The sequence below is a fragment of the Algoriphagus sp. Y33 genome (genome assembly GCF_014838715.1).
Classification (GTDB): domain Bacteria; phylum Bacteroidota; class Bacteroidia; order Cytophagales; family Cyclobacteriaceae; genus Algoriphagus.
In genome coordinates this window covers 3816418-3841216 of the sequence record NZ_CP061947.1, presented here as the reverse complement: position 1 = coordinate 3841216, position 24799 = coordinate 3816418, and the positions used below count along the sequence as shown (strand labels likewise).

Annotated in this window: 17 protein-coding genes; 1 reads left to right on the top strand and 16 read right to left on the bottom strand. The window is 42.2% G+C overall.

Going from position 1 to position 24799, the window contains the following annotated elements:
• Positions 1-13: 13 nt before the first annotated feature.
• From ID165_RS15385 to ID165_RS15310, 16 genes are all read right to left on the bottom strand, one after another.
• Positions 14-685 carry an energy transducer TonB gene (locus ID165_RS15385; RefSeq protein WP_192085824.1) on the bottom strand — a complete coding sequence of 224 codons (672 nt, stop codon included), beginning with the start codon at positions 683-685 and terminating at the stop codon, positions 14-16.
• A 148-nt stretch (positions 686-833) separates the two neighbouring features.
• Positions 834-1511, bottom strand: coding sequence for an energy transducer TonB (locus ID165_RS15380; protein WP_192085822.1), 678 nt, complete (start codon positions 1509-1511; stop codon positions 834-836).
• 69 nt (positions 1512-1580) lie between these two features.
• Positions 1581-1949, bottom strand: a complete 369-nt coding sequence (locus ID165_RS15375; protein WP_192085820.1) for a VanZ family protein — start codon at positions 1947-1949, stop codon at positions 1581-1583.
• A gap of 10 nt (positions 1950-1959) precedes the next feature.
• The gene (gcvH, locus tag ID165_RS15370; protein ID WP_192085817.1) at positions 1960-2337 is read right to left on the bottom strand and encodes a glycine cleavage system protein GcvH; all 378 of its coding nucleotides are present in this window, start codon (positions 2335-2337) and stop codon (positions 1960-1962) included.
• Between the two features lie 56 nt (positions 2338-2393).
• Entirely contained in the window at positions 2394-9344 is a 6951-nt protein-coding gene (gene sprA / locus ID165_RS15365; protein ID WP_225586777.1) for a cell surface protein SprA, read from the bottom strand.
• 192 nt (positions 9345-9536) lie between these two features.
• Positions 9537-10133, bottom strand: a complete 597-nt coding sequence (ruvA, locus tag ID165_RS15360; protein WP_192085812.1) for a Holliday junction branch migration protein RuvA — start codon at positions 10131-10133, stop codon at positions 9537-9539.
• Complete coding sequence (locus ID165_RS15355) at positions 10130-12400, bottom strand: NADP-dependent malic enzyme (protein WP_192085810.1); 2271 nt, start codon at positions 12398-12400, stop codon at positions 10130-10132. The genes ruvA and ID165_RS15355 overlap by 4 nt, the downstream gene beginning before the upstream one ends.
• A 23-nt stretch (positions 12401-12423) precedes the next feature.
• The gene (locus ID165_RS15350) at positions 12424-13521 is read right to left on the bottom strand and encodes a DUF4837 family protein (protein ID WP_192085808.1); all 1098 of its coding nucleotides are present in this window, start codon (positions 13519-13521) and stop codon (positions 12424-12426) included.
• A gap of 123 nt (positions 13522-13644) precedes the next feature.
• Positions 13645-15033, bottom strand: a complete 1389-nt coding sequence (locus ID165_RS15345) for a LysM peptidoglycan-binding domain-containing protein (protein ID WP_192085806.1) — start codon at positions 15031-15033, stop codon at positions 13645-13647.
• A gap of 14 nt (positions 15034-15047) precedes the next feature.
• Complete coding sequence (gene gatA, locus ID165_RS15340; RefSeq protein WP_192085804.1) at positions 15048-16475, bottom strand: Asp-tRNA(Asn)/Glu-tRNA(Gln) amidotransferase subunit GatA; 1428 nt, start codon at positions 16473-16475, stop codon at positions 15048-15050.
• Between the two features lie 17 nt (positions 16476-16492).
• Positions 16493-16693, bottom strand: coding sequence for a twin-arginine translocase TatA/TatE family subunit (locus ID165_RS15335; protein ID WP_111322719.1), 201 nt, complete (start codon positions 16691-16693; stop codon positions 16493-16495).
• 112 nt (positions 16694-16805) lie between these two features.
• Positions 16806-18053, bottom strand: coding sequence for a murein hydrolase activator EnvC (locus ID165_RS15330; protein ID WP_192085803.1), 1248 nt, complete (start codon positions 18051-18053; stop codon positions 16806-16808).
• A 5-nt stretch (positions 18054-18058) separates the two neighbouring features.
• Positions 18059-18799: a DUF4292 domain-containing protein gene (locus tag ID165_RS15325; RefSeq protein ID WP_192085802.1), complete on the bottom strand. Its 741-nt coding sequence runs from the start codon at positions 18797-18799 to the stop codon at positions 18059-18061.
• Positions 18792-20519, bottom strand: a complete 1728-nt coding sequence (locus tag ID165_RS15320; protein WP_192085801.1) for a tetratricopeptide repeat protein — start codon at positions 20517-20519, stop codon at positions 18792-18794. Before ID165_RS15320 ends, ID165_RS15325 begins: the two co-directional genes overlap by 8 nt.
• A 145-nt stretch (positions 20520-20664) precedes the next feature.
• Positions 20665-22170: a lipopolysaccharide biosynthesis protein gene (locus ID165_RS15315; RefSeq protein WP_192085800.1), complete on the bottom strand. Its 1506-nt coding sequence runs from the start codon at positions 22168-22170 to the stop codon at positions 20665-20667.
• Positions 22171-22185: 15 nt separating this feature from the next.
• A complete protein-coding gene (locus ID165_RS15310; protein WP_192085798.1) occupies positions 22186-22971 on the bottom strand; it encodes an enoyl-CoA hydratase/isomerase family protein in 786 nt (261 codons plus the stop codon).
• A gap of 212 nt (positions 22972-23183) precedes the next feature.
• Between ID165_RS15310 and ID165_RS15305 the strand changes: the two genes are divergently transcribed.
• Entirely contained in the window at positions 23184-24635 is a 1452-nt protein-coding gene (locus ID165_RS15305) for an NADP-dependent isocitrate dehydrogenase (RefSeq protein ID WP_192085796.1), read from the top strand.
• The last annotated feature ends 164 nt before the right edge of the window (positions 24636-24799 follow it).

Sequence of the window (24799 nt, the reverse complement as noted above, 5' to 3'; positions counted from 1 at the left end):
AGTAGTATTGTTGCTAATTCAGACGAAAACGAATCGGCATAGTCATACGGGATCTTACTGGCTTTCCACCAATTCTTCCGGGAGTCCAGTTGGGGGAGTTTTGTATGACTTCTTTTGCTACTTCATCACATCCACCCCCAATTGTACGTACTAGCTCTATGTCCTGAATTGATCCATCTGTGTTGACTACAAAGCGGACTATCACCATTCCTTCTATCCCCAGTCTTTTTGCTTGAGAAGGATAGCTAAGGTTCTTGTTAAGGTATGCATACCAAGCATCCATCCCGCCTTTAAACGTCGCCTGAACATCTACAAAATCTTTGATCTCATCCACCGTTTCAACTATTGGAGGATTGGATATTTCTACTTCTGGGATAATAGTCACCTCTGAAGTGTTTATATCTAGTGTTGGACTTGTGAAATTGTCAATTACAATATCATCGGGCTTGATATTTATCTCGATAGGAACCTGAGGTGGAGGCGGGGGTGGGGTGTGAATGGTGATGGGAATATCAATATCGACCCAATCATCTTTCATTCTGTCGAATGTCTTAATACTACCTTGATCTTTGGCTTTCCATTCGAAAGCTAGCAAAACTGCACCGAGACTGGCTGCCAGTCCCAAGTTAAACAAAGTACCTGACCATCTTTTTAGATCAGACGTTGAACTTTTTTTGTGTTCCATGAGTGTAATGTTAGAGGTTAGAAAAAACTGCTCAAATAATTTACACTACTTAACTCATTGATACTAATGTGATAACACTATTTAACTAAGCTGAAAGTTGTTAAGAGTTGGGGCAAAAAAAAAGACCCGATTTCTCGGGTCTGTATGATTAGCCAAGTTTGAACCTAATCGGAAGTCTCATACGAGTACGTACTGCACGTCCACGTTGTTTTCCAGGTTCCCACTTAGGAGCGTTCTTCACTACTCTTATTGCCTCTTCATCGCATCCTCCACCGATTCCCCTCAAAACATCAACGTCTTGAATAGAACCATCTGTGTTTACTACGAAAACTACGATTACTGTTCCTTCAATACCCATTCTTCTTGCCTGAGTAGGATATTTTAGATTATCGCTGAGGTATTTGTTCCATCCCGACATCCCTCCCGGAGGGTTGGGCTGGGTTTCTACTACGTCAAAGATAGCATCTACTTTTTCTTCTACAGGAGCTTCAGCGATTACCACTTCTTTGATTACAGTAGTTTCTTTTACATCGACATCAAAGTTTACTTCGATTTTCTCCTCGATTTCTACTTCATCAGGAATTTCCTTGATGACAGGGAGCTCTACAGGTGGCGGCGGTGGTGGCGGTGGCTGCTCTGTGATCGGAATATCTAGCAATTCTTCGAAGTTGTCAGTTACTTGACCAAGGTCTTTCAATGAACCATCGTCAAATGATTTCCATTCGAAGGCAGCAAGGGTCGCACCTACAGCTACTGCCAAACCTAGATTCAGGAACATTCCTGACTTTTTGGTTAGATCAGCGCTGGGAGTCTTTTTTGCTTCCATGATAAGTTTGGTTTATAAAGGTTAATTTTTCTTCTACTTCAGACTAACAATTGTAATAATTAATAGGCACTAATCCAAGCCAATGTTGGTGGTAGGAATCTTAAAATATGCTAATAAACCTACAGCTCCACCTATTTCATTGACAATCATGTCTATATAGTCGAATGAACGGAAGGGGATAAACAGCTGAGCGGTTTCCAAAACTATTCCTGCGGCTACACCGAAAATCAGATAGTTCACAAGAACTCTCCCTCTCACACCCGTCACAAGGGCTCTTTTTACTCCGACTCCACACCAAAGGAAACTTAAGAGGCCGAAACACACTAAGTGAATTAGCTTATCCTCGAAATTAAATGAAGGAGCGGGAAAATTATTTCCCGGAGTCAACATAGCACCGACTATGAAAAGTAGCCACACTACTGCAAGTCCTAATCTCAAAATCGATAACTTATGCTCCTACCAACTCTGCGTATTCTGCTGCAGACAACAAATCGGAAGGGATATCACCTGTAACTTGCACTTTGATCATCCAGCCTTTTTCATAAGGTGACTCATTTACCAGTTCTGGGGAATCTTCCAAATCAGGATTCACTTCTAGAATTTCACCTGAAACAGGCATGAATAAATCAGAAACGGTCTTTACTGCTTCTACAGATCCAAAAACTTCGTTGGTATCCAGTGCTTCGCCCGTAGTCTCTACTTCTACATATACGATATCACCAAGTTCACCCGCGGCAAATTCAGTGATTCCAATAGTTGCAACATCACCGTCAAATTTAACCCATTCGTGGTCTTTGGTGTACTTTAATTCTTGAGGAAAATCCATAGTTGTGAATAGTTATATAGGAGTCAAAATTAATAGGAATCACACAAGGATAAAATCTATTGGCCTAAATTAAATCGAAGCTGGCCTCCAAAAGCCGTGGAAGTTCGCTTGTAGGCAGTTGTTACTCTTGGGTCATTGATAGTTCTGTCGAAATATAGGGTCAGATTTAGATTTTGATTAATCAGGTAGGAGACGGTTGGTCTAAAAGAAATATTCAAGTTTCCACTGGTAATGGTACTCCCTTCCTCGATCTTTCGCTGGATTTGTGTAGTGCTGACTACCTTAGAGTCCAACTTGAACTGCAAGTCATTTTTTAAAACAGTTTGTTTTCCCTGAAATTTGAAAGGGACTTTTACACCGGCTTTGGTATAACCCAGGGTTAAGCCAAAATCATTGCTTTTCTGCTCTGTTACCTGTGAGTTGGAGAAATTCAGGCCAAGATTTCGTTCTTTATTGTATAGGATGGAAATATTTAATCTGTCTTTTGTCAAGAGGTCAAGCCCTATCAATGGAGAAAATCGCTCTGTAAGCACGACCTGATTAAGGACATAAATTGGTATGTACATCCCTTCCTCATTTACTTCAGTGGGCCTGGAGATTTGCTGAAGGCTATTATATAGTTCTAAGCCTTGCCGGTATTGCAGTGAGTTGGAAAAATTGCTCACATCATATTTAGAAGTGTACATATGTGTGATGTTGATACTGCTGAAGACCTCGCTGAGGGCTTTAATCCTAGAAAGCCCACGATAATCCAAGCGCCAGTTTGGTAATGGTATTTTTGGGAAAGGATTCATGTCGAAAGTGGCTGCATCCTTTCCTCGATAGGCAGCAAGGAAGGCTGGTATCAACACATCTTGGCCATTGATGCTATATTCTCCGCCTGCATCCCTCGCATCAAGCCTACTTTTAATAATAGCTCTATTATTTTCAAAATCATTGAAAAGAGGAGAAGAATTATCAAAGCGGTCTTTGCTAAAGGTAGTCCCTATCATAATCGTGGAAATGCTATAGGAACCCAGTCTATTGGGACTTATAGACTCGTAAACCCCTGGGTTATCGATAGAATTTCTGAAAATTTCCTGATAATCGCCCACTTCCCGTTTAGTTGCGTTTAATGTGATCTTAAAGTCTTGGAATGGTTCTACCAAACTACCAAACGTCATATTTGTAACACGTGTCTGTTTGAAAGTTTGCGTGAGTTCACTGCTAGGTGCCATTATTCCTGCCTGCGCAAATTCATTTCTTATTCCCGGATCCTGGCTTCCCAATAAAAAAGCCAAACCGGGGTTGTCAAAAGCTCTATCCATTCCCAAAAGCCCTGTATTTGGCATGTATCCAGGCAGAAAAGTGCCTTCAATTTTCCCATAGTTGAAGCTGATCTCTTTTACCATCATAAGCATTTTCAGCACCTTATTGGTGAAAGGTGTCCCGATAGTGTCTTCTGCCTGTATCGATGTTCTTCCCGGAATACTTGGTCGTTTTGGGGCATTTAGCGCCGCCAGCTTTTTACTTTTATTATAGAGTCTTATCAGGTCAAATTTTCCGTTGAGAGACTGGTCACGGGTGTTTTGGATCGAATTGCCCAGCGTATCTCTTTGGCCAATCGCGCCGGTGAGCCACGTATACGTGGCAATGTATTTATACTCCGCTCTTATCCAGTCGGTAAGCGGGGATTTATCCAGCGGTAGTGTATAGTTAAGGTTAATAGAATGGTTGTAATTAGTGCGTCGACCAAATCGCCATGCGTTATACCTTACCGAATCGGATTTTTGCTCCGTATCCAGATCACCTTGGGGTTCGTCTACTACTGCCATTACACTTCCTGTATAATCAACCCGTAGATTTTTTGTCAAATCCCAGTTCACGGTATAAAAGCGATTTATAAAGAAGCTTTTCTGGAAAAGCGGATCAACGCCGGTAGTGGTTAATTGATCATTTCTGTATTGGGATCTCATGTGCTTTCGATCTACGTCCAATCTAGCCAATACTAGTGTAGGGGATAGGTTGAGGTTGAAATCCTTGATCAATTTCAAATGAGGGGAATCCAGAAATCCTGAGTTTTTAAATGGCTCAATAGTAAGCGGTTTTGGCTGAAAGCTGTATGTGACGTTGCCGCGATAGGTCTTGTAGGTGTAATCTTCGATTTGGGCACTTGTTTGACTCATTAGCCCAAAAGCATATGAGAAGGAGAAATTGCTTAAATCGTAAAAATTACTTTTTGATTCAGGGTTGGTTTTTATCTTTCGTACATTGTTGAAACTTATGTTTTTACGGTTTATTTGATCCATAGTGATTTTCCTGTAAGCATCTTTTTCATCCTGAGTGTCGAATTTCTGAAGAGCTATTTCAAAGGGCACATCGGGATTTAAAGGATCGTACTCAGGTTTGGTCGTACTGTTTTCAAGCGAGAAGTACATAGGAATACTTACGCCCAAGGCTTCAGGAAGAAGCTTGTGAATGTCCACATTGGTGGAGATATCATACTGGGTGGTTGATTCTCTCGCCCGTTGGGACAGCCTGGTTTCCAATCCTCCAAAACCTATTGAGTTGTGGCTGATGGATCCTGAGACTACAGCTACATCGGCGATTTTTACATTCATAAGTGCATTGGCTGCCCATCCGTTTGATTTGGTGAAGCCCGTCACTCTAAGTTCATTAGCCCATATACAGATGCTCCTGCTTCCACCTCCGTTTGTGCCGGGATTTCTTACCCCGATCATGGAAGATTGGGATTGATTCAATTCCGGGCGTCCGACTACAGTTACCTTGTATCGACCCACTTGTTGTGAAAATGGGATATTGAGTGATACTTTTTGGTTGTCACGGGCTACTTTTACTCCTACCACATCTTGGATTGCAATGTCGATTTCATTTGTCTCAGGCCAGATTTGATCCGGATCTCGCGTGCCTTTTGGCGTGATCATAAGAGGAACTTCGATCTCGTAATAGTTATCAGTATAGTCTGTACCTAATCGTAGGAATGCCGTGATTTCCCCATCCATTGCATCTTCACTGTCTGCGTGCAAAAACATTTTGATCCGTTCGAACTGCACCAAATCCAAAGTAACATTTTTGAAAACAGCTCTGGCATCTTTGGGTCCGAGATCTTCTACACAAACTCGAAGAGATTGCTCGTTCAGTCTCCGTTCTACTGTAGATGTATTGTCTCGATCCCGGAATATCCCCGGAGGAAGTACATATGGGCTTTCTGTAGCACTTCCCTGGCTATTCTCTTCAATACTTACCACATCTACGGTTACATTTGAATTGTCCGGTTCCGGGATTTCGAAAAGGCCTTTTTCGAAAAGGGATTCCTGAAAAACTCTCCACTGACTGCCGACCATGCGAAAGTTGGCCATTCTAAGTACTACCGGCTGTTCGAAATCAGTTAGATAGGTTCTGATCCATCGTATGGATTTGAAACCTGAGATATCTCCTTCTATACGGTCTGGCTGACGGACAGGAATACGGAATAAATACCAATCCACATTTTCTCCGCCTTCGTTGTGAGTGGTTTTGTCCACGATGTAATTTTGACCTACTACCATACTTCCCGGCTTCAATTCCATTTCGTAGGAATAGTAGTTTTCCAGTTCGTTGATGGTATTGTCATTGTTCAAGTCTTCGTTGTCAGGAGTGTTTGACCCAGAGGGAGTATATGGAAGGTTTTCATTGGCTGTCACGGGGGTGTTGCCTTCCAATCCGTTATACTTTTTATACCGCTCTAGAATTTTGACATTATTTTGATCAAACCCTTCATCTAGATAGTATTTGAATAAATCTCCGGAAACATCTTCTAGAATTTGATTTCTGGCCGTAGCGTTTACATTCAGACGATCTAAGTATCGGGAACGGAAAAAAGTAGCTTCATCTTCATTCTTCAACCCATCCAAACCGACATCTTGATTTTGTCGAGAAGTTTCCGAATTGTCAAAGGCAGGCAATAAGAATTGCTCACGGGTAATTCTTCCCCATTCATTTTGACCGGTTTCGGCAGGGTCTCCATTAGCTGGAAGCCCGTTTTCGAAGGAATGGCGACCATCTTTCATCAGATCTTCCGAAATGTCTCCCAGATTGATGAATAACTTACCTCCCGTTGTATTGTTTTGATTGAATATCCCATCGAGTACCCGTCCATTTTCTCCCTCTATAAATGGATCCATCAACCAGAATTCTAGATACTCTATATTGGTACGGTCAAAATCAACTTCTGTAGTAATCGCTCTGGTTACCCCACCGTAGTTGTTTTTTGGATTTGGAAGTAAACCGTCAGTAGTCAGATTTGTGTTATAATTGTACATGCCCCGCTCGCTGGGAAAGTAAGCCAGTTCAAAAAGAGGTTCAGGTGTGACGATCACATCCCTGTCTTGCTGTGGGAAAATTTCCTGAGGCACTACACGCCTGACATAATGGTTTCTCCTGTCCTCCCTGGTAATATTGGAGGGGACACCAGGTCCATTTTCTCTATAGAAAATATTGTCAATATTGTACCATGCCACCCGTGCTCTTCGATAAGCTGCTCCGAGGTTGTCTTCAGTCTGGTTACTCAAGTCAAATCTGTTGTCAGAGGTCTGCGGTGTAGAGGCAAGTTTCCAGTTTTGATTGGCGGCTCCTCCCAAATTGTATGGTGTAATTGCTGCCTCGAAATCATCAATATAGGAAGCTTGGTCTCCATTTACCCGATTGGATGTTCCCGGAATAAGATGTGCAAATTCCCCGCTGATCTGCACAAGGGAAGTTTCCTTGGTGCTGGTAAAGGGAAGAGCATCTGCCATTTTGGTTAGCCACCTCGATTCATCACTGAAATTCCCGTCCAATCCCCATAGGCTATTTCTTAAGGTTTCATTCCCGGTGGCAATTCGGGTGACGTTAGGCCTTTCATTTAAATAAAGGAATGTACCACCGATATTGAACTTGTCATTGAACAAATAATCAAGTCTGGTTCCCAGTAAACTTCGGGTTTGGAAGGAAACCAAATCTGCTTTTTCAAAACTCACATTGATTTGTTTCCCGGACTGGAGTATTGCATCATTGATGATGACAAGTCTCCCCACATTATAGTCTACTGTGAAGTCAACACCTTCAGTCAGTGGGATATTTCCAGCTTGAACTATCACAGAACCGGGAGAGATATTGAGTCCAGGTAATTGGATTTCGCTGGCAGAACCGGCTGTCAATCTGCCCTTAATAAAATATTTGTTGAGCCTGGTGACAAGTTCAGCATCTGCTTGGGTTGTCTTGTATAGTGTATCGTAGACGTATTTGTCTTTCAGAACTACTTCTCCGGGTTGGAAATACTTTTCAAGGTTGGACCCAAAGGGCTCTAAAACCGGGAATACCAATAGACCTCTGTTTGTGAGTATGGTGAGCCCTTCCACAAAGTCAAAATTCCCATCAGGGGCGGGATCATTTTGCGGATTGAGATTATCCAGTCCAGTGAGCCGGATCAATGGCTTGTCTTTTAGCCCTGTACCCTCCAGAAGCGAAGGGTTGTCGAGACCGGTTCTGTCATCCCTATAGATTACCTGAAGCTGAAAACCATCCCGCATAATTTGATTCGCATTCAGGTTATAGACGTTTTTCATCATCAGATCCCAAGTAGGAACCCGGGTGTTGATTCGGGCAGGCCGAAGAAGCTTCATGAAAATCATTTCATCTTCTTGTCTGTTTTGATAATCTTCTGTCAATTCTCCGACTTTATACACTTGGCCATTGTATGTGTATTCATAGGAGACGGCAAGCACTTCATCATTTTGTAGTCTTCTGAAAAGAGACAAATAGCCAAGCTGCGGGTTGAAAAAATATTCTGTTTGATCCAATTTCCTTGCCCCGTTGATTTGCTCAAAGTCAACTCCTTTTCTGAGCCCCAAGCTTGACTCCATTGACCGTGATCCGGTATCAAAAGGTCGGAAGGCAGGATTGTTGGATATGTTCGAATATAGACTATTGGCGGAGTTCCCTGCGGGAGCCGAAGGGTTTCCCGAGCCAATATTTGGGTTGGTAGGATTGTAGATCACCCTCCCCTCACCCAGATCCATGAACGCGACAAAGTTCCTAAGTGTCTCTGTGTTTGCTGCCCGGTTCATGATGTAAACCTCAATTCTAGTCACGTTCACCCCCGAAAGAACCTGTGGAAGCCCTCTCAGCCATCTTTCATAATTGTCACGGAAGAAGTGTCCAATAAAGAAATGTCGATTTTCATCATATTTCGAAGCCTGGATGTCAAATGATCTGCCCTGACCGTTGGCATCGATTGTTAGATTATCCCTTCGGCCCCGCTGGGTAGAAGCTACGGCTGTCACTCCCAATTTTCCAAATTTGAGCTGCGTTTTGACGCCAAAAAGATTCTGAGCTCCTTGTATCAACCTATTTTGTACAGGCATACTTACGTTACCGATTTCAATGGACTGGATAATGTCCTCTTCAAACCCGTTGAATTCGAGTTTCATTTGGTTTTGAAAGTCGAAAGAATTATTTGAGTCGAAATTAGCTCCGATCTTCACTTTTTCTCCCAGAGACCCGTTTACCGCCATTTGGATCTGTTGGTCAAAGTTGAACCCACCGTTTCGTTGCTGCCTTATAGGTAGAGTAGGATTGTCTACCCGCCTGAAGATAGCTCCGAAGTCAAGGTTTACGTAGCCTGATGGTGTGATATTTATCTCACTTCCTCCAAAGAGCCTATCTAGGGTGGGGCTAATAGTAAGTGGAGGAATCAAACCTCTTCCTTCTACTGCGCTTTCACCGTCGCCCCCACGGGCCCTGCTCCTCCAGTAGTCTTGTCTGACTTTGTATTCCTGAATTTTGGAGAACTCCTCAAAATCATATTCTTGCTCATTACCAACCCGTATGGTGTCTATCTGATCGACGACGTTATAGCGGAGTGTTGAGTCCACTTTTACTTTTATATTTTGGGTAATGGGATTGGCTTGGAAAAATGGTGCCTGAGACTGTAAAAAAGGATTTCGTGTAGGGAATAGAGGATTCGTCCTCAGATTTTGCCAGAGCAAATATGAGGGGGTTAGCCTCCTTCGATTCAAAGAATCAATCCGGGACTGAACACTGTCAGGATTGGTTTGTTGAGCCTCAGAAGTGGAATAGGCAAACAGAAGGCCACAAAGGATAATTAATTGAGGCCAACTATTGAGAAACCTCCTCCGAAAAAAAGTCAGTAAACTCCAAAAGTTCAATACAACTTAAAATTATGATGTCTTTAAAGATGCTTTAATTAAATCTTCTAATGAAATTTCTCCCGTGGTTTTTTTGAGGACCGTTGTTATATTTTTTTCTGCAGCGGCTTTTGGGAAACCAAGCGTAATAAGTGCTTGTAACGCCTCCTCACGTATTTTATTGTCTGATTTCAAGAAACCAAATGAGACGGTGTTCGCATCAACCCCACCTTTCCCTACTTTGTCTTTTAGCTCTAAAATAATTCTTTGGGCAGTTTTTGCTCCTATCCCTTTTACATGCTGGATAGTAGCTACATCGCCTGCAAGAATGGCTTGCTCTATTTCGGATGAACTTAGTGATGAAAGAATCATTAAGCCGGTGCTTGGTCCTACTCCGTTGATAGAAAGTAACATTAAAAATAAACGCTTTTCGTTGGCTTGCTTAAATCCAAAAAGTGTGTGTGCGTCTTCTTTGATATGAAGGAAGGTGAGGAGCTTTATCTGCTCCTCATCCTTGATTTCAGTATATGTCTGAAGAGAAATCTTCACATGATACCCTATTCCGTTTACATCTATGATGACGTAAGTAGGATCTTTGAAAACCAATTTTCCCTGTAGATAATCGATCATAAGGTGTTTGCGGATTGGGCATCTACTACAGCTACAGCTACCATGTTTACTATTTCCCGAATAGAACTACCCAGCTGAAGTATATGTACCGGCTTGTTCATTCCCAGCAAAATTGGGCCTATCGCTTCAGAGTTCCCTAATTCGGCAAGAAGCTTATATGCGATGTTGCCCGAACTCAAATCCGGGAAGATCAAAGTGTTTGCTCTTTTATTGATAAGCTTAGAGAATGGATACATTTCGCGCTGAATGTCTTCATTTATTGCAACATTTGCCTGCATTTCTCCTTCTATCACCAAATCCGGATATTTTTTCTGAGCAATAGCCGTTGCTTTGGCCATCTTGCCGGGAATATCTCCTTTTGCCGAGCCAAAGTTGGAATAGGAAAGAACAGCAATCCGGGGTTCCATATTAAAGAACCTCACCGCGTCTGCCGTCAAACCAATGATTTCTACCAATTCTTCCGCAGTGGGATTAAGGTTTACAGTGGCATCGGCAAAGAAATATGGGCCTTTTGGGGTATTCATAATGTACATACCCGCCACACGATTCACCCCTGGCTTCACTCCAATTGTTTGAAGGGAAGGCAAAATAGTTTTAGGATAATCCCGCGTAAGCCCGGAAATAAACGCATCTGCAGCGCCTGATTCCACCATCAATGCACCGAAGTAATTTCTCTGAGTGACTAATCGGGCAGCATCACCTGCGGTCATTCCTTTTCTTTGACGTTTCTGGAAAAGCATACTTGCGAATTTCTTCAGCAGGTCTTTTTCTTCCATAGGATCAATAATGATTACATTGGATAGATCCAATGCATTGTCCTTTATTAGTGATAATATCTTCTCTCTGTTACCCAGAAGTATCGGTTCTCCTATTTTTTCATCACGGATGATTTGCGCTGCCTTGAGGATTTTTCTATTATCTGCCTCCGCAAACACGACACGTTTAGGGTCTTTTTTAGCTCTGGCTATGACTACAGACATCAATCTCTGGTCAATACCAATTCTCTCTTGAAGTTCTAATTCGTAAGCGTCCCAGTCTTGTATTGGGTATTTTGCTACGCCTGAATCCATCGCAGCTTTTGCCACAGCAGGAGCTATAGTTGTTATCAGTCGGGGATCCAGAGGTTTTGGGATAAGGTATAATCTGCCAAATCCCAGCTTATCTTCACCATATGCTTTATTGACTATATCAGGAACCGGCTCTTTTGCAAGTTTGGCTATGGCTTGGGCTGCGGCGAGTTTCATCTCCTCATTGATAGCTGTAGCCCGTACGTCCAGTGCTCCACGGAAAATATAAGGGAAACCGAGCACATTGTTCACTTGATTGGGATGATCAGATCTGCCTGTGGCCATGATCAAGTCTTCCCGTGCTGCTACTGCTAAATCATACGAAATTTCAGGATCAGGATTTGCCAAGGCAAAAACAATCGGATTCGGTGCCATTAGCATAAGCTGATCCTGGGTCACTATATTGCCGGCAGAGAGCCCCAAAAAAACATCAGCGTCTTTCAAAGCATCTGTAAGGGTGTAAAGATCTCTATCAGTACAGAATTCTCTTCTGATGTCGTCTAGATCGGTTCGGTCTGATCGAAGGATTCCTACTATGTCTACCAGGACAATGTTTTCTCTTTTGATGCCGAGGGAAATATAGAAGCGGGTACAAGAAATTGCAGCGGCTCCGGCACCGTTCACTACCAATTTGATCTTGGAGATGTCTTTTCCCACCAGTTCTAGGGCATTTAACAGTGCCGCTCCTGAAATAATTGCCGTACCGTGCTGGTCATCATGCATGACCGGGATATTCATTTCCTTTTTGAGCGCAGCTTCGATTTCAAAACATTCAGGCGCTTTGATATCTTCAAGATTTATCCCGCCAAAAGTAGGCTCAAGGGATTTTATTGTCTGAATTAATTTTTTTGGATCTTTTTCATTGATCTCAATATCGAAAACGTCTATCCCTGCAAATTTCTTGAAAAGAACTCCTTTTCCTTCCATCACCGGTTTGGACGCTTCAGGTCCAATATCTCCAAGACCCAGCACTGCCGTCCCATTAGAAATCACTCCAACCAAATTTCCTTTGGCTGTGTATTTATAGACATTTTCTACATCTGTCGCAATTTCCTTGCAGGGCTCAGCTACTCCAGGAGAGTATGCAAGGGCAAGATCCATCTGACTGGAAAGCGGCTTGGTGGGATTTACTTCAATTTTGCCCGGAGAGCCCTGCGTATGATAATTAAGTGCGTCTTCCTTGCGGATTTTGATTGCCATAAAAAGCTAATATAATTTGGGTTTTAGGCCCCCTGGTCATTCTTCCAACTCACGTTAGTGTTGAGAAGAATAGTCTCGATTTCACGAAGGGCATCTCTGTGTACTTCATTTGGATAAAATACGAAGCCTTCAATGTAATAAAGTTTTCCTTTTTTCTGATCAACCATCAGGTAACCCAGATAAGATCCTCCCATGCTTGTGTTGTTGGTTTTCCAGGAACCTCTCATTTCTGTGGTAAAATTATCATTAATCACCATGTTTCTGAAAACCGGAGGGATTTGTTTTTCAGAAACCACATAAGAAGTGGGGTCTTCAGGGTCACCAAAGATATGTTGCTTTGTGATAGAGTCTCTGAGTTTGAGTATGTTCTCGGGGAAAGTTTGTTCCTCAGAAGTGTAATCTGTCTCGTAGAAAAACAAGCTGATGTCAGCTCTTTTTTCGCTTGGAGTGATCTGTCTTACCCAAAGAAAATCATCTTCTGATTTTGCTACTTGATAGGAGGCAGGCACATTTATTTCAATCTCTAGATTTTCTTTTGCTTCGAAAGCTGCCGCCGAGTTTTTTCTGGCAAGAATTACTTTCTCCAATCTGCCTCTTTCTCTTACTTCGAATAGGTTCTGTAGGCGGTTTCTGTTTTTCTTGAGATTTTCGACCAACTGACCTTCTGTGTTTCCAAATAGATACAATACTTCCTGACCGATCGCATATTCATCTTCCATTCTCAGGGAATAAATATTGGGGTCATTCATTGCCTTTTCTTTCGATTCCTTGGAGAACTGTGCGTTGATCACTTGACTGGCGGAGCCTTTGTCATCAAAAGTAGTGACATATATCAGGTTGGTAGACATTTTGAGCATACGGGTCATCGCCCTGGGATCAACGGTATTTATCTTGAATTTTGCTTCTGAGCGAATCATTCCGGGAATATCGGATTCGAAAATCTCTTTTAATTCTTCTCCGACAGGTCCTGCCCATTTTGCGGAATCTATTACAAGGATGATCTCCCCGATAGAACCTCTTGCTTTTGGCTTGGAGCTGTCCACAGCCGTTCCATCAGTTTCGCAGGAAATAAGGGTAATGCCTATAACTAAGGTTATGAGAAAGGATGAAAGCGTTTTCATTTTTGATTGTTTGGTTCTTGGATAAGGTCAAATTAATGACATAACAACACATATCCTTATTTAGGATTGAATATTGCCATTAGTTAAAAAAAATTAACAAAATGAGAATTGATCCAGTCTGAATTAGCCGATTATGAGTCTCTGGCCAGGCTTGATGTTATTCGAATTAAGATTGTTCAATCGCTTAATTTGCTCCACGGTCAGGCCTTCATGTTTTTTGGAAATAACCCACAAGGAATCTCCAGGTTGGACGATGTAAGTGGTTTGCCCGGAAGAGTTTGTTTGGGTAGAGGCAATGTTTTCTGATATTCCTGAGTTGATCCTTAGTGTTTGGCCGACTCGAATCAGATTAGAGGAGAGGTTATTCCATGATTTGATCTGAGTGACTGTGACACCATGACGACGGGCTATCGATCCCAGCACGTCTCCAGATCTTACCTTATAGGTAGTGCCATTTTGTTTGATTTCCTGTGCCAGTGCTTCTACAGACTGCACTTGTACATTTGACGCTAGCAATACAGTTGGCGCATTATTTAGGGAGTCACTTAGCCAAGCCAGATTTTTTTTGATGTAAGGCACTTTCGATTTGGGGATGCGAAGTGCCATGTTTCTATTACTTTCAGGAAGTTTTTTATTCTTTATAGCGGGATTTAAAGTTTCCAGATCTGATACACACAGGTTGGTGAGCTCTGCAAGTTTGTCCAAACTAAGTGCTCTGTCAAAACGGATTTTTTCATATTCCACCACATATGTAGGATCTTCGGGATGGAAATTATGCTCTTCAAGATGATTTAGTATATAAAGCATCGCCTGTACCTGCGGGACATAGCTTCGTGTTTCCCTTGGCAGGTAGTTGTAAATTCCCCAGAAGGTGTTTTTTCCCCCTGATCTTCGAATGGCTTTTCTTACATTACCGGGGCCGCAATTATAAGCAGCCATAGCTACTTCCCAATCTCCAAACATTCTATGAAGTGATTTCAGGTATTTTGCAGCGGCCTCCGTAGAGAGTTCGGGATCCATTCTATCATCTACCTCATTATTGGTGTTCATACCATACATCCTGCCTGTAGCGGGCATAAACTGCCAAAGCCCCATCGCCCCAACTCTTGAGCGGATTTGGGGATCAAGCCCGGATTCTATGATGGATAGATATTTGATCTCTAACGGCATATCATGCTTTGCCATAGTTTCATCAAACATGGGAAAGAACATCTCCTTACGAGCCAAGACCATTTTGGTATAGTCTCTATTTCTTACCGTGAAGTATTGGATAAAAGAAAAAATGCGGTCATTCAGCTCAAAGGACATTTCATGATCCATCGCTTTGACGCGGCGGTTAATGTCTTCATATGTGAAATCCGGAATGTATTCGTAATGATAATTTGGCAAAACTTCTTCGTCAAGCAAGGGAGCATCAGCTACCGCCCCATCATCCTGACAAAAGGCTTCGGACAGAGGAATCAGACATGTGACAAGCGCAAGTGTGAAGATTCTGTACAAAGTTCTTTTCATTGGAATAATGGGTTTTATGATGTCAATTCGGTTAGGTAATTACTGAAAGCATACAATTCGGCTTCTTTGAACGAGTTGCAGATCACTTGTAATCCTATAGGCATTCCTTGCTTATCTTTGCCGTTTGGCAATGAAATAGAAGGCACTCCTGATACCGATGCCTGTACTGTGAAGAGATCTTCCAGATACATTGCTACCGGATCGCCACTATGCTCGCCAAACTTAAACGCTGTAGATGGTGTAGTCGGCATAATAATGTAGTCAAAATCATTCAAAAGATTTTCAGTGAAGTCTTTAATTAATCTTCTGACTTTCTGTGCTTTGGTAAAATATGCATCGTAATAGCTTGCACTGAGCACAAATGTGCCAAGCATGATTCTACGCTTTACTTCCTCTCCGAATCCCTCACTTCTAGTCAGCTTATACATGCTTTCTAGGTTGTGCGCGTTTGGCGTACGGTATCCATATTTCACACCATCAAATCGGGACAAGTTAGAACTTGCTTCTGCAGTGGTCAGAATGTAATAGGTTGGGAGAATAAAGTCCAGCAATGGGAAGCTTACTTCTTCTACCGTATGACCCTCTGACTTCAATTTTTCCAAAACAGCTAATGTGTTGGCTTTAATCTCTAGCTGGAGCGCAGGAGATTCTATTGTTTCCTTAAGGTAAGCAACTTTTGCTTTTTTGTCAAAATGTAACAATTGACTATAGGGCAATACTGATTTTCTAGAGGATGTGCTGTCATATTCATCATGACCAGCCATAATTTCCATCACGAGCGCATTGTCTTTTACTGTATGGGAAAATACGCCAATACAATCAAAAGAAGAGGCATAGGCAATTAGACCCCAGCGTGAAACGCGGGAATAGGTTGGTTTCATCCCAATCACACCCGTAAAGGCAGCAGGCTGCCTGACTGATCCACCGGTGTCTGTACCCAAAGAAGTTGTGCAGAGATTTGCCTGAACTGCCACTGCTGACCCTCCGGAAGATCCTCCGGGTACTCTGGATTCATCTGCCGCATTCAGCACTTTGCCGTGGACAGAATTCTCATTGGAACTGCCCATTCCGAATTCATCACAATTTAATCTTCCGATGATGATCGCATCCTCATCCAGCAATCGTTGAATGGCAGTAGTAGTGAATTGAGATTCGAAACCTTCGAGGATTTTTGAGGAAGCGTTTGCCTCATGGCCGGTATAGCAAAGTACGTCTTTAATGCCAATTACCATCCCGGCAAGCTTACCGGCATTTCCCTTGGCCAACTTCTCGTCTATAAGATCAGCTTGAACCAATGCGGATTGCTCGTAAACTTCGACGAAGGCGTTGAGATGCGCCTTCGTCTGAATGTTTTTCAAATAATATTGGACTATCGCCCGACAGTCAGTTTCCTTCTTTTCGAGCGATTTTTTGATTTCGTCGAATGAGATGAATTTTTCCAATTTATTGGCTTAAGAGATTACTTTTTCTTGTCGTCTTTCAGTCCCTCTTCCAGGTCGTTCTGAATGTCCTTGGTAGCATCTTTGAATTCTCTGATACCACGTCCAAGGCCACGAGCCAATTCAGGTATTCTTTTAGCACCAAACAGTAGAAGGACGACCAATACGATCAGTACGATCGAGCCACCGCCCATGTTTTGAATGAAACCTAATGTAGTCATGATGGTGTGTGTTTAAGGGTAAATGAGGTTACAAAGATATAACTGTGATCCGCTTACACAAAGTTCAACGGAAAAGCAGTCCATCTTTTTTATGAATATACGCAATTCTCAACTATTTGGATGTAAGCCAGGCAGAAGGATTCATAACAGTCAGCCCTTTCCAGGTCTGAAAATGTACTTCCGCTTCGCCATTAGCTCCTGTTGCTACCTGACCAATTACGTCTTTTGCACTGACAGTCTGACCCGATTTTACAGTAATGGTTTTCAACTTACTATACATGGTATAATACTCCCCATGTTTGATAATTACCGTTCCGCCAAAACCGGGCATTGTGGTGATTTTGGTGACTGTACCATCGAATACCGCCCTCACCGAAGAGTTTGGCTGAGTTCGGATATCCAGCCCGTCACTTTCCATAGTAATCCCTTTGAGCGTAGGGTGCGGATAAGTGCCATATCCCTGTGCCACAAATCCTGTTTCCACAGGCCAAGGCAATTTACCTTTGTTGCCGGCAAATGAATTGGACAAGGCTGCTACTTCAGGAGTCATCGGCATACTACTGCCTGATGATTTGGTAGCAGTACTGTTTTCTTTTTTTGCTGCAGCTTCCGCCCGTCTAATTTCATCTTCGATTACCTGCTTGATCATTCTGTTCAGTTGATCCTGTTGCTTTTTGGTTGCGGTAATCTGTTTTTTGATGTCTTTCTCCTTGCTCGTGAGCGTATTTACCAGTCCCTCTTGCTCCCGTTTCATCTTATCCAGTTGGGCGCGTTCCTTTTGCTCCTCGACAAGTACTTTTTCTTTTTCGATTTTTTTCTCATCCAATAAAACGCGCTGATCTTTAAGTTCAATACTTAGTTTTTCGATTTGAGCAGCTTGCTGTTTGCGACTATCGGTGTATTGTTTTAGATACATTAATCTGGAATAGAGCTGGTTAAAGTTTGCCGAACTAAAAACAAATGAAACGATAGAAAGCCCTCTGTTTAGTTTGGAAGCATTGTAGATCATTCTGCCGTATTCGGCTTTCAGCTCTTTCAGCTGACTCTCCAGACTTGTGATTTTTGATTCAGTCTCCTTGATCTCTTGATTGATTAGCTTTACTTCCCTATCTAGGGTGTTGACCAGTCTTGTTTGAGTCTGGAACTGCCTTGTTACTGCGTTTAATTCACCTATTGTACTTTTCTTAGTTGCGGTGGTCTGCTTAAGAATTTTGTCGAATTCCAGTAATCTAGCCTGTACTTCAGCTTTTTCTTTCTCAAGTTGCTCTCGGGTTTTCTTAGTTTGTGCAGAAAGATCAGCTGCCGAAAAAAATATCAATCCAATCAGAAGGCTAAATGGAATAAAGTATTTGCGAAACATGCAGTTCAAAATTTGAAGGGGAAGCTGAGTGGTTCGGAGTGGGGATCTACAGCTGTCCACTCCACATGGATGATGGTATTCTGTCCACCTTCAGGTAGCTGGTAGGCCAGTTTATAGAGGACTTCAAAAGGGAAAGGATTGGAGTCCACTTCCTGAAAAGTAGCATAGCTTGCCAATAGTGATCCCCGATCATCAAGTGAATTGCTCACCAACTCGGTGACTTTTCTGTAATTGACGTCGACTTTGGAGAAGTATCGGACTTTGTCCCGAACCTGAGTCAGTTCAAATGATTTACCTACACGTACTAATCTGTCTTTGTAGTCTACTTCGTGAGGAGGGTTGGCGAAAAGTACGTTTTGAAAAGTCTCAAGGGATAATTTCAGGCCATAGATTGATTCAAATTCTTTGAATGTTAGGTTTATCTCCTCTTTGCCGATTCGGTCTTTGATTTGGATTTTATCCTCTGTGATCAAGCCGCGTACTGCCTCCATTCCCATACCGGGAGAAATAATGAACCATAGCACAGAATCTTTCTTTGCACGTAGGTTCAAGCTGCCCCTGGTGATTTTACCGGATTCTTCTTCGATGATTACTTTGGCTTTGGCACTCATAAACCCATAGTCTGTATAGACTGGTGAAAAACCCTCCATCTTTCCATCTGCCTGATAGACGACCGTCTTTTTAGAGCAGGAGAGTAGAAGGCCTAGGCCGAAGACAAGCGCGATTCCTGCAAAAAATTTATTCATGGTATTTTCCTTCTTTTATTTTTTGTGAAAGTTTATCAGAGGCTTCAGGACTTCCTTCTGCTTTTTTCCAATAACTCAACGCTTCGTTCTTTTTGCCCAGGTGAAACAAGATGTCTCCATAATGTTCAAGCATTACCCCACTAGGCTTGGTCTCGTGCTTTAATGCCAAGTCCATAAATTTCTTGGCACCTTCATAATCTTCCATCTGAAAAAGAACCCAAGCGTGTGTATCAAGGAAAGTGCCATTTTCGGGAAATCTCTTGACAACTTTATCAGACATTGTCTTTGCTTTGTCCAGATTCTTTTTTTCCAGAGAAAGGAAATAGGAATAATTGTTCAGCACTTGCTCGTCATTAGGATTAAGTTCCAGTGCTTTGTCAAAATTTAGAAAAGCTTCTTCCTTATCTCCCAAATTATACAATGAATTACCCAAAGCCCCAAAGGCTACTTGATTCAATTGTGGGTTTTTGTTTGAGTTCAGTTCTATGGCTTTTTTGAGAGAAATGACAGCTTCTTCGTCTTTCTTTTGTGCGGATTTCACTACCCCGTCGTAAAACCAGAATTCCGGGTTTTGTGGGAATTCGTCAACTCCTAGAATTGTGAATTTCTCCAGTTCTCTGAAATCTGCATCTTCTCCGAAAGACCCTAAAATCACTTGCTCGAGCATTTTGGGGTTCTTAGGGTCAAGTAAAAGTGATTTTTTGAAATATTCTATACCTTCGCTTAGGTTTTGCTCTTGCATTTTACGCTCCCCAAGAGCAGCATAAATCGTTGCATTCTCTGGACTTGTCGTAGTCATAAGCGTCTCTAGGCTATCAAGCAATGTCTCTCGTTCTCGAGTTTTTATTTCAGTTAACTGGCTGATAAAAGCCTTTGATTTGACTTCAGGATCAAGATCTGCACTGGCAAATGCCGCATAGAGATGGTGGTTTGACTCGTCGATATTTCCCTTGTCTTTTAGTAATGTGTGAGCTGCCATCTGCAATTCAGGTTGATTTGGATATTTTTTGATTTCTCCAAATACCAACTCCAATGCCTGGTCTATCCTATTGTTGTTATATAAAATCTCTACCAGATTCATTACATAGGCAGGGGTGCCCGGTCTAGCTTCCACCAGTTTTTTACCTTCTGCAATAGCTTGACTAAGGTTGTTTTTATTTAAATAAATCCGCTGTTTTTGCAGTGTGATTGGCTCCATCACTCCATAGTAATCTTCAGCTCTGTCCAGCACAATCAAAGCCTTGTCCATCTCCCCTGCATTCAGATAGATAGAGGCAAGATCCAAGTTGTACTGCTGATTGTTTTCACCATCAGCAGTTAGTTTTTCCAGTATATCAGCAGCTTTGAGTGGTTGCTTGAGATTCGTATATATCTCTGCTAGCATCAAGGAGTAGTACTTATTGTCAGCATCGAGTTCCGCTGCTTTGGTGGCAAAGGGCATCGCTTTTTCAGGTTGGTTTGCTTTGACCAGCACCTCGGCTATTTTGTAATGGATGGCAGGTTCTTCGGGGGAGAAATCCCGTGCTTTTTGAAAGTAGAAAAATGCTTTTTCTAAATCATCGAGAACGAGGTTTTTCTCACCCTCTATGAAATAACGGGACCCTTGCGATTTGTTTGATTGAGCTGTACGCTCTTTCTTCGAGAGCTTACCTTGGGCAAAACTTGCTGCGGAGCCTAGGGCGGCTACGAGAAATATAAGGAGTATTCTTTTGAATTTCACGGGAAATAGAGACTTCGGCTTGAATTCACAAACATAATGCCTTTTATGCAATAAGGCTTTGCTTGTCGATGGGAATGAGATAGAGTTATTCTTCTTGCTAACGAGAGTACGTACTAAAATGATCCCCGGTTGATGAAAATTAAGATTACATTTTTTTGCGTTTGGGCAAATAAGAAATGATTTGATCTTTTTCGAGCAAGAATATAAGTCCGAGATAAAGTAGAATAAGACTGTTTTTCAGGAAGAAATTCAGAATTGGAATCCCTAGATCAAGGTAAAATCCCAAATAGCTGAGTGCAAAGGAAATAAGTAGGTAGATAAGTCCTTTTGCTATTTTATAAGGGATAGGATAGTGTTTTTGTCCGTAAAGAAAACAAAGCACACACATCACCAGGTAACAGGTGATCGTGCTGAGAGCGCCGCCCATGTACCCCCAGATCGGTACAAATACAACGATTATCGCCACGGTGATTATTGCGCCAATTAATGTGATCCAAAAACTGTATTTGGTCTGATCCGTGATTTTAAACCAAATAGAAAGGTTGAAATAAATGCCTAGAAGTAAGTATCCCATCAAGAGTGTAGGGACAATAAACAGTCCTTCTTCGTAGCCGGCTTGTCTCAAAAACATTGGTCCCAACCAGTTCAGGTTTACCGAAATGGCAATCATAAGTACCGAGCAAAAAACAATAAATGCATGCATCACCTTTGCGTATAGCATCGGAGAATTCTTGTCGGCTGATTGCTTGAAAAAGAACGGTTCGGCAGCATATTTAAATGCCTGAATCACCAAGTTCATCAGGATGGCAAGTCTAAAGTTAGCTCCGAACACACCTCCCGCTTCCCGGGCACTAAGTCCGGCATAGAAATTTGGAGGGAGCACGTATTCAAATAGAAATCTGGAAAACAACTCATTGGTCACCCCTGCCAATCCCATAAATAGCAGTGGGACGGAATAGATCCACATGGGTTTGATGATATCAGCTTCCAGTTTGAACTGGAAGAACCCGGCTTTCCACCAAACGAATGGGATGATTAATCCATTCGCAAAAAGGTTTGAAAGTAGAATGTATTCCACTCCCCAATCTGATCTGTATCCTAGAAAATATTCTGAAATCACTCCTGTGGAAATCAAATAGGGAAACCCTATGATCAGTAGAAGGTTGAAAAATATATTCAGTAGAATGTTAAAGATTTTGGCACCGGCAAAAATCAGCGCTTTGTTTTCCAGCCGTAGCTTGGCAAATGGGATTGCCAACACTGCATCAAAAGATAGTATTAAAGCAGTCCATCTGAATAAATAGGCCTGACCAGGATAATCCAGCCATTCGGCAAGTGAAGGAGCGAGCAAATACAACCCGGAACCCAAAATCAGGGTGCTTGTAATCAATAAGGATTGGGTAGAATTGTAAACCTTTGTAGGGTCTAGGTTTTTGCCTGTGGCAAATCTGAAAAAAGCTGTCTCCATCCCGTACGTGAAGACAATATTCATAAACCCGATCAGTGCATAAATACTTGTGAATGAACCTAAAGCCTCTTTGCTGAGGTATTGGGTGTACACGATGATCAACAAAAAATTGATAGATCTACCGAGGATACTACTCAGTCCATAAACTGCGGTTTGTCCGGCTAGTTTTTTGAAATTACCCATTCAGTGAAAAGGAGGCTATTCTCCTTTGAAATGCGGCTGTCTTTTTTCCAGAAAAGCAGAAGTTCCTTCTTTATAATCTCCCGATTTCACACATCTGGCAAAGCTGTTTGCTTCCGTCTGAAATCCATTTTCGTCAGACACGTAAACAGAGTTGACGCAGTCTATAATCATACCGATAGCGAGAGGTGCCTTGCTAAGAATTTTGGCGATGATTTCTTCGGCTTTTCCCAAAGCTTCTTCTTTGGTAGGAAGCACATAATTAACAAGTCCTAAGACCTTAGCTTCTTCTGCTCCGATCATGTCACCGGTCATCATTAATTCATTGGCTTTTCCTCTGCCGATTAGGATAGTTAAGCGTTGAGTTCCCCCATAGCCGGGAATGATTCCCAGGTTGACTTCCGGCTGCCCAAATTTCGCATTGGCAGTTGCGATTCTAATATGACATGCCATAGCCAGTTCGCAGCCTCCGCCAAGCGTATAGCCATTATTCACCGCGATCACAGGCTTATGGCAATTTTCTATCATGTTGAAAATTTCCTGTCCGTTCTCAGCGAATTTTCGGGCATTAACTTCATTTAGAGAAGCTATCTCACTAATATCGGCACCAGCCACAAAAGCTTTTTCTCCAGACCCTGTGATGATTACAGCTTTAATCTCCTTATTGTCTGAAACCTCCTCAAAAATCGACTTTAACTCCTTCAACGTATCAAAATTCAGCGCATTCATTTTGTCTTCTCTATTGATGGTAAGGTGGAGCACTCCATTCTTTACATCAGTTAGGATATTTTTGAAATCAGCCATAGTTCATCGTTGAGTATAAAACAAATATACAAGCAGGGTATTCAATCCCAAACTGAGTACCCGAAAAATGATGAGCCTAAGGTAATGGATTATTGCCCCTTTTGTAATTTAAGTATGGATAATGTGGATTTTGTCCCAAGTCAAAAAACTGCTTCCACATTTTTATTTACTTTTGTTCAAAATCGAATTTCAACTAAATCCGCTATAATAATATGTCTTCCAAAAGAAAAATTACGGTTGCCTATGGTGATGGGATCGGTCCCGAAATCATGAAGGCAACTTTGGCGATCCTAGAAGCAGCCGGTGCTCAACTCGAATATGATGTAATCGAAATCGGAGAACAAGTGTATCTGAAAGGTATCAGTTCAGGAATGGAGCCGAATGCATTCGAATCGCTAAGAGAAACGAAAATTTTCCTGAAGGCACCTATCACTACTCCTCAGGGTGGTGGTTTTAAATCGCTGAATGTTACGACCCGCACTTCTTTTGGTTTGTACGCAAACGTGAGGCCTTGTAAGGCTTTTTCGCCATTCATCAAGACGCATTTTCCGAAGACAGATCTGGTGATCATCCGTGAGAATGAAGAAGATCTTTATGCAGGAATAGAGCATAGACAGACGCAAGAGGTTTTTCAGTCGTTGAAATTGATTTCAAAGCCGGGCTCTGAGAAGATTATTCGATATGCATTTGAGTACGCAAAAAAATACGGTCGTAAGAAAGTGACCTGCATGACCAAAGACAACATCATGAAGTTGGCAGATGGTCTTTTCCATAAGACATTTGATGAGATATCTAAGGAATATCCTGAAATCAAAGCTGACCATAAAATCATCGATATTGGAACTGCTCTAATAGCAGATAGACCGGAGACATTTGATGTGATCGTGACTTTGAACCTTTATGGTGATATTATTTCTGATGTGGCAGCTCAGGTTACGGGTTCTGTGGGGCTTGGCGGATCTGCCAATGTGGGTGAAGAAGTAGCGATGTTTGAAGCTATTCATGGCTCAGCTCCTGATATCACAGGGTTGGGCATTGCAAATCCATCAGGCTTGCTCAATGGAGCGATCATGATGCTTGTTCATATTGGTCAGCCGGAAGTTGCTGAGAAAATTTCCAATGCGTGGATGAAGACTTTGGAAGACGGAATCCATACAGGCGATATCTATCAGGAAGGACTTTCTACTAAGAAGGTTGGTACTGAAGAGTTTGCTAATGCAGTGATTGAAAGAATTGGTCAACTTCCTTCTACGATGGTTCCGGCTGAATTTGATAAGGACACCACTCCAATGAATGTGTTTGTATCTCCAGTGACTAAAGCTAAAAAAGAGCTAATCGGCGTGGACGTGTTTGTAGATTGGGATGAGCCGGGAAGAGATCCCCAGGTGCTGGGCGAAAAACTTCGCAAGGCGAATGCTGATGGATTGCAATTGACTTTGATCACCAACAGAGGAATTAAAGTTTTTCCTGACGGCATGCGTGAGTCTTTCTGTACGGATCACTGGAGATGTAGATTCCAGACTCCCGAGCAATCCACAATTTCACACGCTCAGATCCGTGAGTTATTGAAGCAAGTAGAAGAACTGGGATTCGATTTTATTAAGACTGAAAACTTATACTCCTTCGACGGTGTGAGAGGCTACTCACTGGCACAGGGTGAATAAGAAAATTAGAAATTGAGAAGGAGGCTGTCTCATAACTCATAATTGACACATTGAGTGAAGTCGAAATGGGTTTAATTGCACATAAAAGGCTTCGGCTTCGCTCAGTCTGACAAGAAAACATGATTATGAGACAGTCTCTTTTCATGTATAAATAGATACCACGA

Coding starts and splice junctions, on each gene's coding strand:
- ID165_RS15325 (WP_192085802.1), bottom strand. CDS start 18,799: ATGAATAAATTTTTTGCAGGAATCGCGCTTGTCTTCGGCCTAGGCCTT.
- ruvA (WP_192085812.1), bottom strand. CDS start 10,133: ATGATCGATTATCTACAGGGAAAATTGGTTTTCAAAGATCCTACTTAC.
- gcvH (WP_192085817.1), bottom strand. CDS start 2,337: ATGGATTTTCCTCAAGAATTAAAGTACACCAAAGACCACGAATGGGTT.
- ID165_RS15350 (WP_192085808.1), bottom strand. CDS start 13,521: ATGAAAACGCTTTCATCCTTTCTCATAACCTTAGTTATAGGCATTACC.
- ID165_RS15380 (WP_192085822.1), bottom strand. CDS start 1,511: ATGGAAGCAAAAAAGACTCCCAGCGCTGATCTAACCAAAAAGTCAGGA.
- ID165_RS15330 (WP_192085803.1), bottom strand. CDS start 18,053: ATGTTTCGCAAATACTTTATTCCATTTAGCCTTCTGATTGGATTGATA.
- ID165_RS15335 (WP_111322719.1), bottom strand. CDS start 16,693: ATGACTACATTAGGTTTCATTCAAAACATGGGCGGTGGCTCGATCGTA.
- ID165_RS15345 (WP_192085806.1), bottom strand. CDS start 15,033: ATGAAAAGAACTTTGTACAGAATCTTCACACTTGCGCTTGTCACATGT.
- ID165_RS15355 (WP_192085810.1), bottom strand. CDS start 12,400: ATGGCAATCAAAATCCGCAAGGAAGACGCACTTAATTATCATACGCAG.
- ID165_RS15310 (WP_192085798.1), bottom strand. CDS start 22,971: ATGGCTGATTTCAAAAATATCCTAACTGATGTAAAGAATGGAGTGCTC.
- ID165_RS15385 (WP_192085824.1), bottom strand. CDS start 685: ATGGAACACAAAAAAAGTTCAACGTCTGATCTAAAAAGATGGTCAGGT.
- ID165_RS15315 (WP_192085800.1), bottom strand. CDS start 22,170: ATGGGTAATTTCAAAAAACTAGCCGGACAAACCGCAGTTTATGGACTG.
- ID165_RS15305 (WP_192085796.1), top strand. CDS start 23,184: ATGTCTTCCAAAAGAAAAATTACGGTTGCCTATGGTGATGGGATCGGT.